General features: G+C 70.6%; 19 protein-coding genes. 17 read left to right on the forward strand and 2 right to left on the reverse strand.

Translation table 11 applies throughout. The features are described 5' to 3' along the window. Positions 1-8 precede the first annotated feature (8 nt). Both BKN37_RS04925 and BKN37_RS04930 read left to right on the forward strand, forming a co-directional pair. On the forward strand, positions 9-350 hold the full coding sequence (locus BKN37_RS04925; protein ID WP_071022509.1) for a cupin domain-containing protein: 342 nt from the start codon (positions 9-11) through the stop codon (positions 348-350). 8 nt (positions 351-358) lie between these two features. Next, positions 359-1327, forward strand: a complete 969-nt coding sequence (locus tag BKN37_RS04930) for an NAD(P)H-dependent flavin oxidoreductase (protein ID WP_071022595.1) — start codon at positions 359-361, stop codon at positions 1325-1327. A 62-nt stretch (positions 1328-1389) separates the two neighbouring features. Here BKN37_RS04930 and BKN37_RS04935 read toward each other — a convergent pair whose 3' ends face one another. After that, positions 1390-1887, reverse strand: a complete 498-nt coding sequence (locus BKN37_RS04935; protein ID WP_071022599.1) for a DUF1990 domain-containing protein — start codon at positions 1885-1887, stop codon at positions 1390-1392. A 62-nt stretch (positions 1888-1949) separates the two neighbouring features. Between BKN37_RS04935 and BKN37_RS04940 the strand changes: the two genes are divergently transcribed. The 10 genes from BKN37_RS04940 (at position 1950) to BKN37_RS04985 (ending at position 11485) form a co-directional block, all read left to right on the forward strand. After that, positions 1950-2285: a hypothetical protein gene (locus BKN37_RS04940; protein ID WP_071022512.1), complete on the forward strand. Its 336-nt coding sequence runs from the start codon at positions 1950-1952 to the stop codon at positions 2283-2285. 52 nt (positions 2286-2337) lie between these two features. After that, entirely contained in the window at positions 2338-3192 is an 855-nt protein-coding gene (locus tag BKN37_RS04945) for an aldo/keto reductase (protein WP_165618292.1), read from the forward strand. A 65-nt stretch (positions 3193-3257) separates the two neighbouring features. Next, positions 3258-3881 (forward strand): PaaI family thioesterase, encoded by a 624-nt coding sequence (locus BKN37_RS04950; RefSeq protein ID WP_071022606.1) that lies wholly within the window; start codon positions 3258-3260, stop codon positions 3879-3881. Positions 3882-3963: 82 nt separating this feature from the next. Beyond that, positions 3964-6018 carry a threonine--tRNA ligase gene (gene thrS / locus BKN37_RS04955; RefSeq protein ID WP_071022516.1) on the forward strand — a complete coding sequence of 685 codons (2055 nt, stop codon included), beginning with the start codon at positions 3964-3966 and terminating at the stop codon, positions 6016-6018. After that, positions 6015-6581: an ATP adenylyltransferase gene (locus BKN37_RS04960; protein WP_071022519.1), complete on the forward strand. Its 567-nt coding sequence runs from the start codon at positions 6015-6017 to the stop codon at positions 6579-6581. The genes thrS and BKN37_RS04960 overlap by 4 nt, the downstream gene beginning before the upstream one ends. Continuing rightward, positions 6578-7246: a phosphatidylinositol phosphate synthase gene (gene pgsA, locus BKN37_RS04965; RefSeq protein ID WP_071022521.1), complete on the forward strand. Its 669-nt coding sequence runs from the start codon at positions 6578-6580 to the stop codon at positions 7244-7246. The genes BKN37_RS04960 and pgsA overlap by 4 nt, the downstream gene beginning before the upstream one ends. After that, positions 7243-8187, forward strand: a complete 945-nt coding sequence (locus tag BKN37_RS04970) for a phosphatidylinositol mannoside acyltransferase (RefSeq protein WP_071022526.1) — start codon at positions 7243-7245, stop codon at positions 8185-8187. The genes pgsA and BKN37_RS04970 overlap by 4 nt, the downstream gene beginning before the upstream one ends. Further along, complete coding sequence (locus BKN37_RS04975; RefSeq protein WP_071022529.1) at positions 8187-9311, forward strand: glycosyltransferase family 4 protein; 1125 nt, start codon at positions 8187-8189, stop codon at positions 9309-9311. The genes BKN37_RS04970 and BKN37_RS04975 overlap by 1 nt, the downstream gene beginning before the upstream one ends. Beyond that, positions 9311-10351 (forward strand): NUDIX hydrolase, encoded by a 1041-nt coding sequence (locus tag BKN37_RS04980; protein ID WP_071022532.1) that lies wholly within the window; start codon positions 9311-9313, stop codon positions 10349-10351. Before BKN37_RS04975 ends, BKN37_RS04980 begins: the two co-directional genes overlap by 1 nt. Positions 10352-10471: 120 nt before the next feature. Continuing rightward, complete coding sequence (locus BKN37_RS04985; protein ID WP_071022535.1) at positions 10472-11485, forward strand: alcohol dehydrogenase catalytic domain-containing protein; 1014 nt, start codon at positions 10472-10474, stop codon at positions 11483-11485. A gap of 74 nt (positions 11486-11559) precedes the next feature. Here the strand turns inward: BKN37_RS04985 and BKN37_RS04990 are convergent, their stop codons facing one another. After that, positions 11560-12342 (reverse strand): Coq4 family protein, encoded by a 783-nt coding sequence (locus tag BKN37_RS04990; protein WP_071022538.1) that lies wholly within the window; start codon positions 12340-12342, stop codon positions 11560-11562. Between the two features lie 73 nt (positions 12343-12415). Between BKN37_RS04990 and BKN37_RS04995 the strand changes: the two genes are divergently transcribed. From BKN37_RS04995 to car, 5 genes are all read left to right on the forward strand, one after another. Continuing rightward, on the forward strand, positions 12416-13069 hold the full coding sequence (locus tag BKN37_RS04995; protein ID WP_071022540.1) for a TetR/AcrR family transcriptional regulator: 654 nt from the start codon (positions 12416-12418) through the stop codon (positions 13067-13069). A 73-nt stretch (positions 13070-13142) separates the two neighbouring features. Continuing rightward, positions 13143-14060, forward strand: coding sequence for a pyridoxal 5'-phosphate synthase lyase subunit PdxS (pdxS, locus tag BKN37_RS05000; protein ID WP_071022544.1), 918 nt, complete (start codon positions 13143-13145; stop codon positions 14058-14060). A 4-nt stretch (positions 14061-14064) separates the two neighbouring features. Further along, positions 14065-14910: an acyl-CoA thioesterase II gene (gene tesB / locus BKN37_RS05005; RefSeq protein WP_071022547.1), complete on the forward strand. Its 846-nt coding sequence runs from the start codon at positions 14065-14067 to the stop codon at positions 14908-14910. Beyond that, a complete protein-coding gene (pdxT, locus tag BKN37_RS05010) occupies positions 14907-15503 on the forward strand; it encodes a pyridoxal 5'-phosphate synthase glutaminase subunit PdxT (RefSeq protein ID WP_071022550.1) in 597 nt (198 codons plus the stop codon). The genes tesB and pdxT overlap by 4 nt, the downstream gene beginning before the upstream one ends. A 156-nt stretch (positions 15504-15659) precedes the next feature. Next, on the forward strand, positions 15660-19235 hold the full coding sequence (car, locus tag BKN37_RS05015) for a carboxylic acid reductase (protein WP_071022555.1): 3576 nt from the start codon (positions 15660-15662) through the stop codon (positions 19233-19235). Positions 19236-19237: the final 2 nt, after the last annotated feature.

Here is a 19237-nt window from a genome sequence, read left to right on the forward strand (position 1 = left end):
GCGTATCGATGGAATCCATCTCGTTGACCACATTGGCCTCCGACAAGTTGGCCGAGGCGCGCCAGGCGCACAGCGGCCGGGCGGCGCACACCATTCACGGCGGTCATGAACACGATCTGCGGCAGACCCTGGTGGCGCTGCGCGCCGGGCAGGGTTTGGCCGAACACGACAGCCCCGGCGAGGCGACGCTGCAGGTGTTGCAGGGCCATGTCCGGTTGACCGCCGGCGACGACGCCTGGGAGGGCAAGGCCGGCGACTATGTCACCATCCCGCCGCAACGCCACTCCCTGGATTCGATCGAAGACTCCGTCGTCGTCCTGACGGTCAGCAAGCGCGTCGCGCAGGGTTAGCCCGCTTGGTGTTGTCGACGCCGTGGTCGCGCAGCCTCGGGTTGCGGGTTCCCATCGTCAACGCCCCGATGGGTGGGGTGGCCGGCGGTCGGCTGGCCGCCGCGGTCACGTCGGCCGGCGGCCTGGGCATGGTCGGCATGGGCAGCGCCGGCTCGGCGGCGGCGCTGCAGGCCGAGCTGCGCCAGCGCGGTGAGGTGCCGCGATTCGGAATCGGCTTGGTGGACTGGGTGGTTCGCGAGCAACCCGAGTTGTTCGACGCCGCCCTCGCCGCGCGGCCCACGATGTTGTCGCTCAGCTTCGGTGACGACTTCTCCTGGGTGTCGCGCGCCCATGACGCCGGAATCGTCACCGTCACACAGGTTTACGACGACGTCACGGCGAGGCGTGCGCAGGACGCCGGCGTCGACGTGCTGGTCGCGCGGGGCGCCGAAGGCGGCGGCCACGGCGAGGACCGGATCGGCACGCTGCCGTTGCTGGACCTGGTGCTCGACGCGGTGTCGGTGCCGGTGCTGGCGGCCGGTGGAATCGGTTCGGCCCGAAGCCTTGCCGCGGTGCTGGCCGCCGGGGCCAGCGGCGCGTGGCTGGGCACCTGCCTGTCGGCGTGCACCGAGGCGTTGACCAGCGACGGCGCCCGCCGCGCGCTGATCGGGGCCGCCGGCGCCGACACGGTGACCACCCGGGTCTTCGACATCGGCCAGGGATTGCGGTGGCCGACCCGGTTCGGCTCCCGGGTGCTGCGCAACGACTTCGTCGTGCGGTGGGCCGGCCGCGAGGATGCGCTGGGCGCCGACCCGACCGCCGGGGCGGCGTTGAACGCCGGGATCGCCGCCGACGATCCCCGCACCGCGCCCGTCGACGCCGGTCAGGGCGTCGGCCTGGTCACCGACGTGCGCCCGGCCGGTGAGGTCATCGAGACGCTGTGCACCGGCGCCGAGCGGCTGCTGGCCGGCTGGGTTCACCCCCGCGAGCAGACGTAGATTCGCACGCCGCGGCGCGAATTTGTGCGAATCTGCGTCTGCTCGCGGGTCGTGCACACCGGTCACACCGCACGTAGATAGCGCCGAGTGACCACGCGCTGCAGCAGGGCCGCAATCGGTGACCCGAGCTTGCTCCACCAGGTCGCCGGCCGGGAGAACGCACGGACCTCGGCGTACACCGCGTCGTCTTCGGGGTCGTAGCGCACCGAGAACAGTTCCTCGCCGGACTCGGGATGCCCGGGCAGGGTGCCATAGGCGAACCCGCGCCGGTTGGGTTCATCGACGACGTAGACGACGCGGCACGGCGCGTGCAGCAGCCCGAGCCGCACCAGCAGCACCGCGTCGACGACGGCGACGTCGCTGCTGGCGTTGACGCCCAGGCCGGAGCCGCGCTGCATGCCCCAGTGCAGCACCGCGTCGCCGGCCTGCTCGAAGCGTTGCCGCCCGGTGCCGATGCGGGCCGAGGCGTTGATGTGCTGATAGCCGGCCGGCAGGGCATCGGCGGTGGCGCCCACCTCCGGATAGGTCAGCGGCAGCGTGGTGAGTTTGGTCAGGTCCACCCACGCCACCCTGCCACCGACTGCGATAGTTGTGGTGCTGGCCCGACGGGGAGGACGTAGCGATGAGCCCGGATACCGATGCCGTTCTCACGTTCGCCGGGTTCATCCTGGCCGCGGTTCCGGTGGCGCTGGTTCTCTGGGTCGCGCGCGGCGTGGTCCGGCTGAGCAACGGCGGCGCCGACGATGTGGTCACGCTGATCGCGGTGGGCGTACCCGTCGGCGGCTATCTGACCGCGCTGGTCTTGGCCATCCGGTCTTCCGGGCCGACGTTCTACTATCCGCTGATCGTGCTGGGCGCCTTCGCGGTGTGTTTCGTCGGCATTGTGGCCGTCTTTGCCGTCGCCTCCCGCGGATCAAGCACCCGGCCCGCGCCGAAGCGGCGCCGCGCGGGGGAGTAGCGGTGGCCGGCGCGGCCAGATCCGGCGCCATCCGGGGCGTAACGTCGACCAGGTGACTGCGCAGACCTTCACCCTCGGCGGCGACCTGACGATCAACCGGCTCGGCTTCGGGGCGATGCGGCTGACCGGGCCGGGGGTGTGGGGCCCGCCGGCCGACCGCGACGAATGCGTGCGGGTGCTGCGGCGCGCGGTGGACCTCGGCGTCAACTTCATCGACACCGCCGACTCCTATGGTCCCTACGTCTCCGAGGACATCATCCGCGAGGCGCTGCATCCCTACGACGGGCTGGTCATCGCCACCAAGGCCGGTCTGCTGCGCACCGGCCCGGACACCTGGATCCCGCTGGGCAACCCGGCGTATCTGCGCCAGGAATGCGAGATGAGCCTGCGCCGGCTCGGCGTCGAACGCATCGACCTGTTCCAGCTGCACCGCATCGACCGCCACTACCCGCTGGCCGACCAGGTCGGTGAGCTGGTCAAGCTCCAGGACGAGGGCAAGATCCGCCACATCGGGCTGTCCGAGATCGACGTCGACCAGTTGACGGCCGCCCAGCAGCTCACCTCGATCGTGTCGGTGCAAAACGAGTACAACCTGACCAAGCGCAGCGCCGAGCCGCTGCTGGACGCGGTCACCGAGCAGGGCATCGGCTTCATCCCGTGGTTCCCGCTGGCCGCCGGGCCGCTGGCCGCCCCCGGCGGCCCGCTGCAGCAGATCGCCGCCGAGCATCACGCCACCCCGTCGCAGCTGGCGTTGGCCTGGCTGCTGAAACGCTCGCCGGTGATGCTGCCGATCCCGGGCACCTCGAAGGTGGCGCACCTGGAGGAGAACGTCGCCGCCGCGCAGATCACGCTGTCCGACGACGAGTTCGACACCCTGGCCGCCGCCGGCGCCGCCCAGCAGGATTGACTCTGCGGCTAGGGCGCGAAAGTTCGAGTGGGTCGCGCCCTGGACGCAGAGTGAACGGTGAAAACATGCCCCGACACCCCGGCGGCGGGTTCAACCCGCCGCAACCCACCGCCAAGGGCGGCCCCGACTACGGCCGGTTCGTCGAGGCGGTGCGCACCCTGCAGGACCGCGCCCGGGCCGCCGACGCCCCCGACGAGGTGATCAGCGAGGCCGCCGACCTGGTCGAAAAGGTCGCCGCGCTGCTGGCGCCGTACGAGGCCGACGAGTGGTCCGCCCCGTCGGGTCGCCGCTTCGACCTGCCCAACCGGGGCAACATCTTGACCGTGCCGATGCGGGTGGAAAAAGTGCCGCTGGACGGGAGTGCCGGTAGGATCCGCGGCACCGCCCGCTTCGCCCGGTACCACCTCGGCCGCAACGGCGCCGTGCACGGCGGGGCGCTGGGCCTGCTGTTCGACTCGGTGCTGGGGTTGACCTCGGCGGTGCTGACCGGCAGCCGCTATCAGCGCACCGCCTACCTGCACGTGGACTATCGCCACATCGTGCCGATCGAAAAGGAGCTGCAGGTCGACGCCGGGGTGGACCGGATCGATGGGCGCAAGATCTTCGTATCGGGCCGGTTGTGCGACGGCGACACCCTGCTGACCGAGGCCCAGGGCCTGTTTGTGCTGCTGAAGCCCGGCCAGCCGTGAGGCTCGGGGCGGTCGCCGGTGGCCGCCCCGATAGCATGGTCGCGACCGACCGGACACCCCGCACACCCTTGGAGATGACGCCATGAGCGCCCCCGCGAAGCCCCCCGCAGCAGCCCCGATCCGGGTGCCTGCCGGGACCACGGCGGCCGCGGCGGTGCGCGACGCGGGATTGCCGAGCCGCGGGGCGCCCGACGCCGTGGTGGTGGTGCGCGACGCCGAGGGCAAGCTGAGGGACCTGAGCTGGACCCCCGACGTCGACGCCGAGGTCGTCCCGGTGCCCGCCGATTCCGACGACGGCCGCAGCGTCATCCGGCACTCCTGCGCGCACGTGCTGGCGCAGGCGGTGCAGGAGCTGTTCCCGGCGGCCAAGCTGGGCATCGGGCCGCCGATCACCGACGGCTTCTACTACGACTTCGACGTCCCGGAGGCGTTCACCCCCGAGGACCTGGCGGCGCTGGAGAAGCGGATGCGCCAGATCGTCAAGGAGGGCCAGCTGTTCGCCCGGCGCGTCTACGAGTCCAAGGAGCAGGCCCGCGCCGAACTGGCCGACGAGCCCTACAAACTGGAACTGGTCGACGACAAGTCCGGTGACGCCGAGATCATGGAGGTCGGCGGCGACGAGCTGACCGCCTACGACAACCTCAACCCGCGCACCAAAGAGCGGGTGTGGGGCGATTTGTGCCGCGGCCCGCACATCCCGACCACGCGGTTCATCCCGGCGTTCAAGCTGACCCGCTCGTCGGCGGCGTACTGGCGCGGCGACCAGAACAACGCCAGCCTGCAACGCATCTACGGCACCGCCTGGGAGTCGCAGGAGGCGCTGGATCGCCACCTGGAGCTGATCGAGGAGGCGCTGCGCCGCGATCACCGCAAGCTGGGTGTGGAGCTGGACCTGTTCAGCTTCCCCGACGAAATCGGTTCCGGCTTACCGGTTTTCCACCCCAAGGGCGGCATCATCCGCCGCGAGCTGGAGGAGTACTCACGGCGCAAGCACATCGAGGCCGGCTACGAGTTCGTCACCACCCCGCACATCACCAAGGCGCACCTGTTCGAGACGTCCGGGCACCTGGCCTGGTACGCCGACGGCATGTATCCGCCGATGCACTTGGACGCCGAGCACAACGACGACGGCACGGTGCGCAAACCCGGCCAGGACTACTACCTCAAGCCGATGAACTGCCCGATGCACCACCTGATCTTCCGGTCCCGCGGGCGGTCCTACCGCGAACTGCCGTTGCGGCTCTTCGAATTCGGCAGCGTGTACCGCTACGAGCGGTCCGGGGTGGTGCACGGCCTGACCCGGGTGCGCGGCATGACCCAAGACGACGCGCACATCTACACCACCCGGGAGCAGTTGCGCGACGAGTTGGCCTCGCTGCTGCGGTTCGTGCTCGACCTGCTCGCCGACTACGGGCTGGAGGAGTTCTACCTGGAGCTGTCCACCAAGGACCCGGAGAAATACGTCGGCTCCGACGAGGTGTGGGAGGAAGCCACCGACACGCTGCGGCAGGTCGCCGAGGCCTCCGGCCTGCAGCTGGTGCCCGACCCGGGCGGGGCGGCGTTCTACGGTCCGAAGATCTCCGTGCAGGTCCGCGACGCGCTGGGCCGGTCCTGGCAAATGTCCACCATCCAGCTGGATTTCAACATGCCCGACCGGTTCGATCTGGAGTACACCGCGGCCGACGGGTCCCGGCAGCGGCCGGTGCTGATCCACCGGGCGCTGTTCGGGTCGATCGAGCGGTTCTTCGGGGTGCTCACCGAGCACTACGCCGGCGCCTTCCCGGCGTGGCTGGCGCCGGTGCAGGTGGTCGGTATCCCGGTCGCCGACGAACACGTGGATTATCTGGAATCGGTTGCCGCCCAGCTCAAGGCGCGCGGCGTGCGGGTGCAGGTCGACTCCGGCGATGATCGGATGGCCAAGAAGATCGTCACCCACACCAACCAGAAGGTGCCGTTCATGCTGCTCGCCGGGGACCGCGACGTCGCCGCCGGGGCGGTCAGCTTCCGGTTCGGCGACCGAACCCAGATCAACGGGGTGCCGCTGGACGATGCCATCGCCGCGATCGTCGGCTGGATCGCCGAGCGCGAGAACACCGCCCCCACCGCTGATTTGGTGAAGGTAGGCGATTCAGCGTGACCGAACGGGACGAGCGCGCGATCGTCGACCGGGGCGTGGGCCAGGCCGACCAACTCGAACGGCTCTGGACCCCCTACCGGATGACCTATCTGGCCGAGGGGCCACTCAAGGACGAGGCGTCGGAGGCGGGGAATTCAGCCCAGCCGTTCACCGACATCCCCACCCTGCCCGACGAAGACGGCCTGGTGGTGGCCCGCGGGGAGTACGTGTACGCGGTGCTCAACCTGTACCCGTACAACCCGGGACACCTGATGGTGGTGCCGTATCGGCGATTCTCGGAAATCGAAGACCTCACCGAAGCCGAGAGCGCCGAGCTGATGGCGTTCATCCAGAAGGCGATTCGCGTCATCAAGGCGGTGTCGCGGCCGCACGGCTTCAACGTCGGGCTGAACCTGGGGTCCTCGGCGGGCGGCTCGCTGGCCGAGCACCTGCACGTGCATGTGGTCCCGCGCTGGAGCGGGGACGCCAACTTCATCACCATCATCGGTGACTCCAAGGTCATTCCGCAGCTGCTGCGCGACACCCGGGCGCTGCTGGCCGCCGAGTGGGCGAAGCAGCCATGAGCAAGCTGCCGTTTCTGTCCCGGGCGGCGGTCGCTGGATTCACCACGCCGGTGGCGCGGGCCCTGCTGCGGGTGGGGTTCACCGCCGACGGCGTCACCATCATCGCCACCGCGGCCGCGGTGCTGGCGGCGCTGACCCTGTTCCCCAGCGGGCACCTGTTCGCCGGGGCGCTGGTGATCTGGTTCTTCGTCATGTTCGACATGATCGACGGGGCGATGGCCCGGCAAAGCGGCGGCGGCAGCCGGTTCGGCGCGGTGCTGGACGCCACCTGCGACCGGATCAGCGACGGCGCGGTGTTCTGTGGACTGTTGTGGTGGGCGGCATTTGGGCTGCGCGACGCCCCGCTGGTGGTGGCCACCATGATCTGCCTGGTCACCTCGCAGGTGATCTCCTACATCAAGGCGCGCGCCGAAGCCAGCGGGCTGCGCGGCGACGGCGGCCTGATCGAACGGCCGGAGCGGTTGATCATCGGGCTGGTCGGCGCCGGGTTGTCGGATCTGCCGGTCGTCCCGCTGACGCCGGCGTTACCGATCGCGATGTGGCTGCTGGCGGCGGCCAGCCTGCTGACCTGCGCCCAGCGGCTGCACAATGTGCGCCACTCACCCGGGGCGGCCGAGCCGCTGCAGCCGGCCGAACGCCAGGACCGCAAGAAGCCGGAATCGTGATCGCCGTGCCGACCGGTCTCAAGGTGCCCGGGCTCAGCCCGCTGACCGGGCGGGTGACCGATTGGGGGTATGCGGCCGGCTGGCGGGTGGTGCGTGCGCTGCCGGAGACCGTCGCCCGCAGCGCCTTTGACGCCGGCGCCCGCTACGCCGCGCTGGGCGGGGGCCCGGAACAGCTGCGCAAGAATCTGGCCCGGGTGCTCGGCACCACCCCGGCCGAGGTGCCCGACGCGTTGATGCGCGCCTCGCTGGCCTCCTACGCCCGCTACTGGCGGGAGGCGTTTCGGCTGCCGAGCATGGACCACACCGCGCTGGGCGTGGTGCTGCAGGATTCGGTGCGCGGCAACGACAACCTGGTGGCCGCGCTGGCCGCCGGGCGCGGTGCGGTGCTGGCGTTGCCGCACAGCGGCAACTGGGATATGGCCGGGGTGTGGCTGGCGCAGACCCACGGCACGTTCACCACCGTCGCCGAGCGGCTCAAACCCGAGTCGCTGTACCGGCGTTTCCTGGACTACCGGGAAAGCCTCGGCTTTGAGGTGGTGCCGCTGTCCGGCGGCCAGCGGCCCGCGTTCGATGTGCTGCGGGAGCGGCTGACCGACAACCGGGTGGTGTGCCTGATGGCCGAACGCGATCTGACCCGCAGCGGGGTTGAGGTCGACTTCTTCGGCGAACCCACCCGGATGCCGGCCGGTCCGGCCAAGCTGGCCCTGGACACCGGGGCGGCGCTGCTGCCGGTGGACTGCTGGTTCGACGGCGACGGCTGGTGTTTCGATATCCATCCCGAATTGGACTGTGCCAGCGGCGACGTCGGCGTCATCACCCAGGCGTTGGCGGACCGGTTCGCCGCGGGTATCGCCGCGCACCCGGAAGACTGGCACATGCTGCAGCCGCAGTGGCTGGCCGACCTGTCCGAGGCGCGACGGGCCCGGTTGAGGGCGGACTGATGCGCATCGGCATGGTGTGCCCGTACTCATTCGACGTCCCCGGCGGGGTGCAGGCGCATGTGCTGCAGCTGGCCGAGGTGATGCGCGCCCGCGGGCACGAGGTCAGCGTGCTGGCCCCGGCGTCCCCGCACGTGAAGCTGCCCGGCTATGTGGTGTCGGCCGGGCGGGCGGTGCCAATCCCGTACAACGGGTCGGTGGCCCGGCTGCAGTTCAGCCCCGCGGTGCACGGCAAGGTGCGGCGCTGGCTGACCGACGGCGACTTCGACGTGCTGCACCTGCACGAGCCCAACGCGCCCAGCCTGTCGATGTGGGCGCTGCGGGTCGCCGAGGGCCCGATCGTCGCCACGTTCCACACCTCGACCACCAAATCGTTGACGCTGAGCGTGTTTCAGGGGGTGCTGCGGCCCTGGCACGAAAAGATCATGGGCCGGATCGCGGTGTCCGACCTGGCGCGGCGCTGGCAGATGGAGGCGCTGGGCTCCGATGCGGTCGAGATCCCCAACGGGGTCGACGTGGGCGCGTTCGCCGCGGCGCCGCGGCTGGACGGCTACCCGCGGCCGGGCAAGACCGTGCTGTTCGTCGGCCGCTACGACGAGCCGCGCAAAGGCATGGCGGTGCTGCTGGCCGCGCTGCCGGCGCTGGTGGAGCGCTACCCGGAGCTGGAGCTGCTGATCGTCGGCCGCGGCGACGAGGACGACCTGCGCGAGCGGGCCGGCGGGTTGGCGCGCCATCTGCGGTTTCTGGGGCAGGCCGACGACGCGCTGAAGGCCTCGGCGATGCGCAGCGCCGACGTGTACTGCGCCCCCAACACCGGCGGCGAAAGTTTCGGCATCGTGCTGGTCGAGGCGTTGGCGGCCGGCACCGCGGTGGTGGCCGCCGACCTGCACGCGTTCCGCCGGGTGCTGCGCGACGGCGCGGCCGGGCGGCTGGTGGCGGTCGACGACCCGGCGGCGTTGGCCGACGGCCTGATCACCGTGCTGGACGACGACACGCTGGCCCGCGGCTACATCGCGGCCGGCGCCGACGCGGTGCGCCGCTACGACTGGCCGGTGGTGGCCAGCCAGATCATGCGCGTGTATGAGACCGTCGCCGGCGCGGGAACCAAGGTGCAGGTGGCCGGTTGATGGTGTGGGTGCTGACCGCGGTCCTGGTGCTGCTGGCGGCGGTGCTGATCGCGGTGGCCGGCTGGGCGTATCAGACCGCCAACCGGCTGGACCGGCTGCACGTGCGCTACGACTTGTCGTGGCAGGCGTTGGACGGGGCGTTGGCCCGCCGCGCGGTAGTGGCGCGTGCGGTGGCCATCGACGCCTACGGTGAAGCGGCCGACGGCAAACGGCTCGCGGCGCTGGCCGACGCCGCCGAGCGAGCGCCGCGGGTCGGGCGTGAGGCGTGCGAAAACGAGCTGGCGGCCGCGCTGGCGCACGTCGACCCGGCGGCGCTGCCGGCCGCGTTGGTCGCCGAATTGGCCGACGCGGAGGCCCGGGTGCTGCTGGCCCGCCGGTTCCACAACGACGCGGTGCGCGACACGCTCGCGCTGCGGGAGCGGCCGCTGGTGCGGCTGCTGCGGCTGGGTGGACGGGCGGCGCTGCCCACGTATTTCGAGATCGCCGAGCGGCCGGACGCGGTGGCCGCGGTGGCCCACAGCGACCACGGGCCGCGGGGCCGGCGCACCTCGGCGCGGGTGGTGCTGCTCGACGACGACGGCTTTGTGCTGCTGTTGTGCGGTTCGGATCCGGCGCTGTCCGACGGTGCCGCGCCGCGCTGGTGGTTCACCATCGGCGGCCAGGTGCAGCCGGGGGAGCGGCTGGCCCGCGCCGCGGCCCGCGAGCTGGCCGAGGAGACCGGGCTGCGGGTCGACGCCGCCGAGCTGATCGGGCCGATCTGGCGGCGCGACGCGGTGTTCGAGTTCAACGGCGCCGAGATCGACAGCCAGGAGTTCTTCTTCGTGTGCCGCACCCGCCGCTTCGAGCCGGCCACGGCCGGGCGCACCGGGCTGGAACACCGCTACCTGCACGGCCACCGCTGGTGTGACGCCGCCGCGATCGCCGAGCTGGCCGCCGCCGGCGAGACCGTCTACCCGCTGCAGCTCGGCGAGCTGCTCGAGGCGGCCAATGCGCTGGCCGACGCACCGCCGTCCACCCCCCAGCTGCAGCCCATCCGCTGAGGCACCCTTCCCCTTCCCCCGCGAGCCGGCGAGCAGACGCAGAATCGCGCAAAACGCGGCCGTTTTGTGCGATTCTGCGTCTGCTCGCGCACGGTTGCCACCCACCACCGAAGGAGTCCCATGCCCTCGCATCGCGCCGTCCACATCGAATCCGCGGGCGCGCCGCTGACCCTCGCCGACGTCGACACGCCCGCCCCGGCGCGCGATCAGGTCCGCATCGCCGTCGCCGCCTGCGGGGTGTGCGGCACCGACCACGCCTTCGTCAACGGCGCCTTCCCCGGACTGACCTGGCCACTGACACCGGGGCATGAAATCGCGGGCACCATCGCCGAGCTCGGCCCGGGCGTGACCGGCTGGGCCGTCGGCGACCGGGTCGCGGTGGGCTGGTTCGGCGGGCATTGCAACCACTGCATCCCCTGCCGCAAAGGCGATTTCATCCACTGCGCCAACGGGCAGGTGCCCAGCTGGCACTACCCGGGTGGCTACGCGGAGTCGGTGACGGTGCCGGCCAACGCGCTGGCGGCCATCCCCGAGGGGCTGTCGTTCGCCGAAGCGGCGCCGATGGGCTGCGCCGGGGTAACCACCTACCACGCGCTGCGCTCCACCCGGGCCCGGCCCGGCGACCGGGTCGCGGTCCTCGGCGTCGGCGGCCTGGGGCATCTGGGGATACAGTTCGCCGCCGCGATGGGCTTCGAAACCATCGCCATCGCCCGCGGCGCCGGCAGGGCCCAGGACGCGCGCGCCCTGGGCGCCCACCACTACATCGACTCCACCGCCGGCGACGTCGGCCAGGCGCTGCAGGCCCTGGGCGGGGCGGCGGTGGTGCTGGCCACCGCCGCCAATTCGCAGGCCATGGCCGACACGATCGGCGGGCTGGCCCCGCGCGGCGAGCTGGTCATCATCGGCGTCACCCCCGAGCCGCTGCCGATCTCCCCGCTGCAACTGATCTCCCCGGGCCTCAGCATCACCGGCCACCCGTCCGGCACCGCCCGCGACGTCGAGGAGACCATGGCGTTCGCGGTGCTGTCCGGGGTGCGGGCCCGCATCGAGGAGCGGCCGCTGGCCCAGGCCGCCGAGGCGTACGCCGCCATGGACGAGGGCCGCGCGCGCTACCGCATGGTCCTGACGATGTGATGCGCTAGAACCGCGAGCAGACACAAAGGCACCCTTTTCTGCACGAAATGGGGTGCATTCGCGACTGCTCGCGCTCAAGAAGCGGCGGCGTCGTAGTCCCACCGGGTGGGCGGTTTGATCCCGGGCGGCGCCCACCCGACGAACAGATGCCCATCGCGATGGGCGGTGCGGGTCGGTTCTATCCCCAACAGGTCACGGACTTCGCCGATCGGCTGGTCCAGCAGCTCCTCGTAGGGCGCGGCCATCAGGTTGTCGGCGCGTTGCCCGCGGCGAACCGCCTCGCGGAAGTAGCGCAGCTTGCGGCGCGGGGAAGCGGGGATGATCGTCCCCAGCAGCCCGAGGGTGAGCGCCTTGAGGGCGCCGGACGGCTCCATCTGGCCGCAGTGAAAGCCGAGGTTGCCGAATTCGCCGCCCATGTCGGGTCCGTAGCCGCCGAGGGTGTGGAACATGTCGTGCAGCGCGGTGCCGCGCCGCATCATGTAGAAGAAATCCTCGTCCCAGCCGCGGCGCTCGGCGATCGGACGGATCACCGTGTCCACGTCGAACACCCCGGCATCCAGCCGATTGGTGCGCAGAAACGACCGGTAGGCGTGGCCGAGCGACCCGACCGGCAGCGACGCCAGGTAGTCGTCGTCGCCGAGCAGCGCCAACAGGTCCGGCTTCTCGGCCAGCAGCCGCCGCCCGTTGGGGTGGGCCCGCAGTTGGTGGTAGCTGCGCGCGAGGATCGGCGCCGCCAACCCCACGATGAGATCGAACGCGGAGGCGCCATTCTTGCCCGGATTGACCAGCAGCCGCCACGAACCGAACACCGCCTGCCAGTCCCGCTGCTCAGGTACGCCAACGAACGATGTAGCCATGCGACGATCCCTTCACCGGGTAACGGAAACGCACTCAGTGCAATAATAGACATTTGAATGGAGATGTCCATATATGTCGGCAACCACGGTGCGGCGCCGGGGCCGGCCGCCCGGCGGCGGAAATCCGCCCGAGCACGCCCGAGAGCTGTTGCTCGACGCGGCGGAACGCTCGTTCGCCCAGCGCGGCTACCGGGCGTCGACCATGCAGGTCATTGCGCGGGAGGCCGGCTACACCCGGGCGGTGATCTACCGGCACTTCGCCACCCGCGACGAGTTGCTGGATGCCCTGGTGGTGCGGGTCGCCGGGCGCAAGATGGCCGACATCGCCACCCGCATGCAGCCGGCGGCCGATCCCGGCGAGCTGGTGACCGAGTCGCTGGTGATCGTGGCCACCGAAGTCGGCCACGACCCGCTGCTGCGGGTGATCTCCGAGCACACCGACGAGGGCAACGTCGCCGCGCTGATCGCCCGGTCGGCGACATTGAGTCAGGTGCTGGCCGGGCAGTTCGAGATCGGGTTCCGCCAGGCGGGCGACTACCTGCGAGCCGGCCTGCGCCCCGCCGACGCCGCCCGCTTCGTGCTGTCGGTCGCCCTCGGATTGCTGCTGGGACTCATTCCCGGCGTCGACGACGCCGACCAGGTCCGCCGCTACGTGCGGGTGTTCGTATTGCCCGCGCTGGTCGCCGACCCGCCGCCGGCCGCCCCGGTCTTCACACCACTGGGGTAGCGAGGGAGAAAATCCGCTGGCGGGTGCCCACTACACTGAGCGAGTATCCCCGTTCAGCAAGGAGAAGCATTCAGTGGACAGTGCGGCCCAGAACGGTTCGGGCGCCAGCGGGCAAACTGGAACGGCCCGCGTCAAACGCGGCATGGCCGAGATGCTCAAGGGCGGCGTCATCATGGACGTCGTCACCCCGGAGCAGGCCCGCATCGCTGAGGGTGCCGGCGCGGTCGCGGTGATGGCGCTGGAGCGGGTCCCGGCCGACATCCGCGCCCAGGGCGGGGTGTCGCGGATGAGCGACCCCGACATGATCGAGGGCATCATCTCCGCGGTCACCATCCCGGTGATGGCCAAGGCGCGGATCGGGCACTTCGTCGAGGCGCAGATCCTGCAGAGCCTCGGGGTGGACTACGTCGACGAATCCGAGGTGCTCACCCCCGCCGACTACACCCACCACATCGACAAATGGCAGTTCACCGTGCCGTTCGTGTGCGGGGCCACCAACCTCGGTGAGGCGCTGCGCCGCATCACCGAGGGCGCGGCGATGATCCGCTCCAAGGGCGAGGCCGGCACCGGCGACGTGTCCAACGCCACCACCCACATGCGGGCCATCGGCGGCGAGATCCGCCGGCTGACCACGCTGGGCGACGACGAGCTGTACGTCGCCGCCAAGGAACTGCAGGCGCCCTACGAGCTGGTCGCCGAGGTGGCGCGGGCCGGCAAACTGCCGGTCACGCTGTTCACCGCCGGCGGCATCGCCACCCCGGCCGACGCGGCGATGATGATGCAGCTGGGCGCCGAGGGCGTGTTCGTCGGCTCCGGCATCTTCAAATCCGGGGACCCCGCCGCCCGGGCCGCGGCCATCGTGAAGGCCACCACCTTCTACGACGACCCCGACGTGCTGGCCCGGGTGTCCCGCGGGCTGGGCGAGGCGATGGTCGGGATCAACGTGGAGGACATCGCGCAGCCGCACCGACTCGCCGAGCGCGGCTGGTAATACTTTGACGATCGAACAGATCCTTGACCTCGAGAAACTCGAAGTCAACATCTATCGGGGCAGCGTGTTCAGCTCGAACTCCAGCGAGCATCAGCGCACCTTCGGCGGGCATGTCGCCGGTCAGGCCCTGGTGTCGGCGGTGCGCACCGTGGAGCCGCGCTACCAGGTGCATTCGCTGCACGGGTATTTCCTGCGGCCCGGAGATGCCAAGGCGCCCACCGTGTTTATCGTCGAGCGGGTGCGTGACGGCGGCTCGTTTTGCACCCGCCGGGTCAACGCGATCCAGCACGGCGAAACCATCTTCAACATGTCGGCGTCGTTTCAGACCGACCAAGAGGGCATCCACCACCAGGACGCGATGCCGTCGGCGCCCGATCCCAAGGAATTGCCCGACATCTCCAGCATGAAAGCCTTCGACGACGAGGGCTTCAAGGCGTTCGCGGAATGGGATCTGCGGCGGGTGCCGCGCGATCAGCTGCCGCACATCCCCGGCAAGGTTGCCGAGCAGCAGGTGTGGTTCCGCCACCGCGACCCGCTGCCCGACGACCCGGTGCTGCACATCTGCGCGCTGGCCTACATGAGCGATCTGACGTTGCTGGGCACCTCCTGGTCGATTCACCCCGCCGAACGCGACCACCTGCAGGTGGCGTCACTGGATCACGCGATGTGGTTCATGCGGCCGTTTCGGGCCGACGAATGGCTGCTGTATGACCAGTCGTCGCCGTCGGCGTGCGCCGGGCGGGCGTTGACCCAGGGCAAGATCTACAACCAGTACGGCGAAATGGTAGCCGCGGTGATGCAGGAGGGGTTGACCCGCTACCCGCGCAACTTCACGCCCGCCGCGCAGTGAGCGCCCCCCGCGTCGGGGTGTTGGCGCTGCAGGGCGACACCCGGGAACATTTCGCCGCGCTGCGCGACGCCGGCGCCGACCCGGTGTCGGTGCGCCGCCGCGGCGAACTCGACGCCGTGGACGCGCTGGTCATTCCCGGCGGGGAATCCACCACGATGAGCCATCTGCTGCGGGAGCTGGACCTGTTGGAGCCGCTGCGGGCCCGGCTGGCCGACGGGCTGCCCGCCTACGGCGCCTGCGCCGGGATGATCCTGTTGGCCTCCGAGATCCTGGACGCCGGGGAGGGCGAGCGGGCGGCGCTGCCGTTGGCGGGCATCGATATGACGGTGCGGCGCAACGCCTTCGGCCGCCAAGTCGACTCGTTCGAGGATGACCTGAAGTTCGACGGCCTCGAGGATCCGGTGCACGCGGTGTTCATCCGGGCACCCTGGGTGGAACGGGTCGGCGCCGACGTGCAGCCGCTGGCCCGCGCCGCCGACCACGTGGTGGCGGTGCGGCAGGGCTCGGTGCTGGCCACCGCGTTTCATCCCGAGGTGACCGGCGACCGTCGCATCCACCGGCTGTTCGTCGACATCGTCACCGGCCGGGCCTGACGCGGCGTCGCGCGCTATGCCGCGAGCGTGCGCAAATGTACGCCCACACGCCCGAAACCTGGCATTTTGCGCACGTTCGCGCTGTGGTCTTGCACGGTCGCCGGCATCCGTCGTTACGGTGGGGGACAAGCGACGCAGACGGCAGGGGGTCGAGCAGTGGCCGACGAGGACAGCAGGGAAGCGCGCCTGATCCGGCGCATCGAGACGCTCAACCGCACCGATCCGCAGTTTCGGGCCGCCGCCCCCGCGCCGGACGTCGCCGAGGCCGCGCTGGCCCCGGACCTGCGGCTGTGGCCGGTCATCGACACCTATCTGACCGGCTACGCCGACCGCCCGGCGTTGGGGCAGCGGGCCCGGGAAATCACCCGCGACGACGCCACCGGCCGCACCACCACGACGCTGTTGTCCGGCTTCGACACCATCACCTACCGGGGCCTGGCCGACCGGGTGGCCGCGTTGGCCAGCACCTGGCAGACCCAGCTGCCCGGGTTCGGGCCCGGCGAGCTGATCGCGGTGCTGGGGTTCACCAGCATCGGCTACGCGGTGATCACCCTGACCTGCGCCCGGCTGGGCGCGGTGTTCGTCCCGCTGCAAACCAGCTCGACCGCCGCGCAGCTGGCGCCCATCATCGCCGAGACGCAGCCGCGGATCTTCGCCGCCAGCATCGAATCGTTGGACACCGCCGTCGATGTCGCCCTGGAGGCGCCGTCGATCCACCGGCTGGTGGTGTTCGACTACAACCCCGCCGACGACGACCAGCGGGAGCGCTACCAGGCCGGCACCGCCCGGCTGGCCGCGGCCGGCAGTGCGCTGCAGGCGGTCTCGCTGCTCGACGACCTGGACCGCGGACGCCAGCTGCCGACCGCGCCGGCGTTCGTCCCGGCCGACGGCGACAACCCGCTGGCCACCCTGATCTACCCCTCGGGCAGCACCGGTGCCCCCAAGGGCGCCATGTACACCACCGACATGATGACCCGGATCTGGCAGCGCCCCCGCGGACCGTCCCTGGACGTCGGCCGGCCGATCCCGGCCATCCACCTGCAGTACATGCCGCTTTCCCACGTGTACGGGCTGGAATGGCTGATCGCCACGCTGGCCGCCGGCGGCATCGGCTACTTCGCCGCCAAAAGCGACATGTCCACCCTGTTCGACGACATCGCGCTGGTGCGGCCCACCGGGTTGAACCTGGTGCCGCGGGTGTGCGACATGATCTATCGCCGCTACCGCAAGGAACTCGACCAGCGCTCCGAAGACCCGCGCCCCACCGACGAAATCGCCGACGAGGTGAGATCCGAACTGCGCGAAGAGTTTCTGGGCGGCCGGGTGATCTCGGCGATGTGCGGCAGCGCGCCGCTGTCCAAAACCGTGCACGCCTTCATGGAGTCCATGCTCGACATCACCGTCAGCGACGGCTACGGCTCCACCGAGACCGGCGGCGGCATCATGCGCAACGGCATCATCAAGCGCCCGCCGGTGACCGACTACAAACTCGTCGACGTCCCCGAGCTGGAGTACTTCACCACCGATAAGCCGCATCCGCGCGGTGAGCTCTACCTCAAATCGGACATGCTCATCCCCGGCTACTACAAGCATCCCGAGCTGACCGCCCAGATCTTCGACGACGACGGGTACTACAAGACCGGCGACATCATGGCCGAGATCGCCCCGGATCACCTGGTGTATCTGGACCGCAGCAACAACGTCATCAAGCTGTCGCAGGGCGAGTTCGTGGCGGTGTCCAAACTGGAGGCCACCTACTCCACCAGCCGCTACATCCGGCAGATCTTTTTGTACGGGTCCAGCGAGCAACCGTTTCTGCTGGCGGTGGTGGTGCCGAACGTCGACGCGGTCGGCGGCGGCGACCCGCACGCGCTGATCGCCGAGTCGGTGCAGCGCATCGCCGCGAAGTCCCGGCTGAACTCCTATGAGATCCCACGGGATTTCCTGCTGGAAGCCGAGCCGTTCACCCGCGACAACGGGCTGCTGTCCGGGGTCGGCAAGCTGCTGCGCCCGGCGCTCAAGGCCCGCTACGGCGACCGTCTGGAGGCCATGTACGCCGACATCGCCGCCGGCCAAGACGACCGGCTCGACCAGTTGCGCGCCGCCGCCGGCCAGCGGCCGACCCTGGACACCGTGCGCGACGCCGCGGCGGCCACCCTGGGCCTGGCCGACGCCGCATTCGATGCCGACGCCAAATTCATTGATCTGGGCGGTGATTCGCTGTCGGCGTTCTCGTTCGCCACGTTGCTGGAGGGTATCTTCCACATCGACGTGCCGGTGCAGACCATCGTCAGCCCCACCGCCACCCTGGCCAGCATCGCCGGCTATGTCGACGGCGAACGCGAATCCGCCAGCACCCGGCCCACTTTCGCCTCGGTGCACGGGCGCGACGCCGTGCAAGCCCGTGCCGCGGAGCTGCGGCTGGAGAAGTTCATCGACGCCGACACGCTGGCCGCGGCGGGTAGCCTCGCACCGCCGGCCGACACGGTGCGCACCGTGCTGCTGACCGGGGCCAACGGCTATCTGGGCCGGTTCTTGTGCCTGGAATGGCTGGAGCGGTTGGCGCCGCGCGGCGGCACGCTGATCTGCATCGTGCGCGGCACCGATCCGGTGGCGGCGCGCCAACGCATCGAGGCCGCCATCGACAGCGGCGACGACGAACTGTCCACCCACTTCCGCGCGCTGGCCGACCAACACTTGGAGGTGCTGGCCGGGGATCTGGCCGCGGCGAACCTGGGCCTGGACACCCCGACCTGGCAGCGGCTGGCGGGCACGGTGGATCTGATCGTGCACGCCGCGGCGATGGTCAACCACGTGCTGCCCTACAGCCAGCTGTTCGGGCCCAACGTGGTGGGCACCGCCGAGATCCTCAAGTTGGCGATCAGCACCCGGCTCAAGCCGGTCAGCTATCTGTCGACGGTCGCGGTGACCGCACTGCCCGACGGCGGCTTCGTCGGCGAGGACGTCGACGTGCGCACCGCCAGCCCGGTGCGCTCCCTGGACTCCAGCTACGCCAGCGGCTACGCGACCAGCAAATGGGCGGGGGAGGTGCTGGCGGCCGAGACGCACGACCGGTGCGGGCTGCCGGTGGCGGTGTTCCGGTCCGACATGATCCTGGCGCACAGCCGGTATGCCGGTCAGCTCAACCTGACCGACATGTTCACCCGGCTGATCCTGAGCCTGGTGGCCACCGGGATCGCGCCGGCATCGTTCTACCAGCTCGACGCGCACGGCAACCGGCAACGCGCCCACTACGACGGGCTACCCGCCGATTTCACCGCCGAGGCGATCACCACCCTCGGCGCGAACAGCACCACCGGGTTTCACACCTACAACGTGCTCAACACCCACGACGACGGCATCTCGCTGGACACGTTCGTCGACTGGCTGATCGGCAACGGCCAGCAGATCGAGCGCATCGCCGACTACGGCGACTGGCTGACCCGGTTCTCCGCGGCGCTGCAGGCCCTGCCCGACGACGAGCGCAAGAACTCGGTGCTGCCGCTGCTGAGCGCCTACGCGCGGCCGGCGGCGCCGTCGGGCAGCCACGCGCCGACCGACAAGTTCCGCGCCGCGGTGCAACACGCCGGGATCGGCGCGGACCACGACGTCCCGCACCTGACCGAGGCGCTGATCACCAAGTACGTCACCGACATGCGGCAACTGGGCCTGCTGGGGGCGGCCACCGGACCGCGAGCAGACACAAAGGCACCCGTTTCGGCGCGAAACTAGGG

It is taken from the genome of Mycobacterium talmoniae, assembly GCF_001854525.1.
Classification (GTDB): domain Bacteria; phylum Actinomycetota; class Actinomycetes; order Mycobacteriales; family Mycobacteriaceae; genus Mycobacterium; species Mycobacterium talmoniae.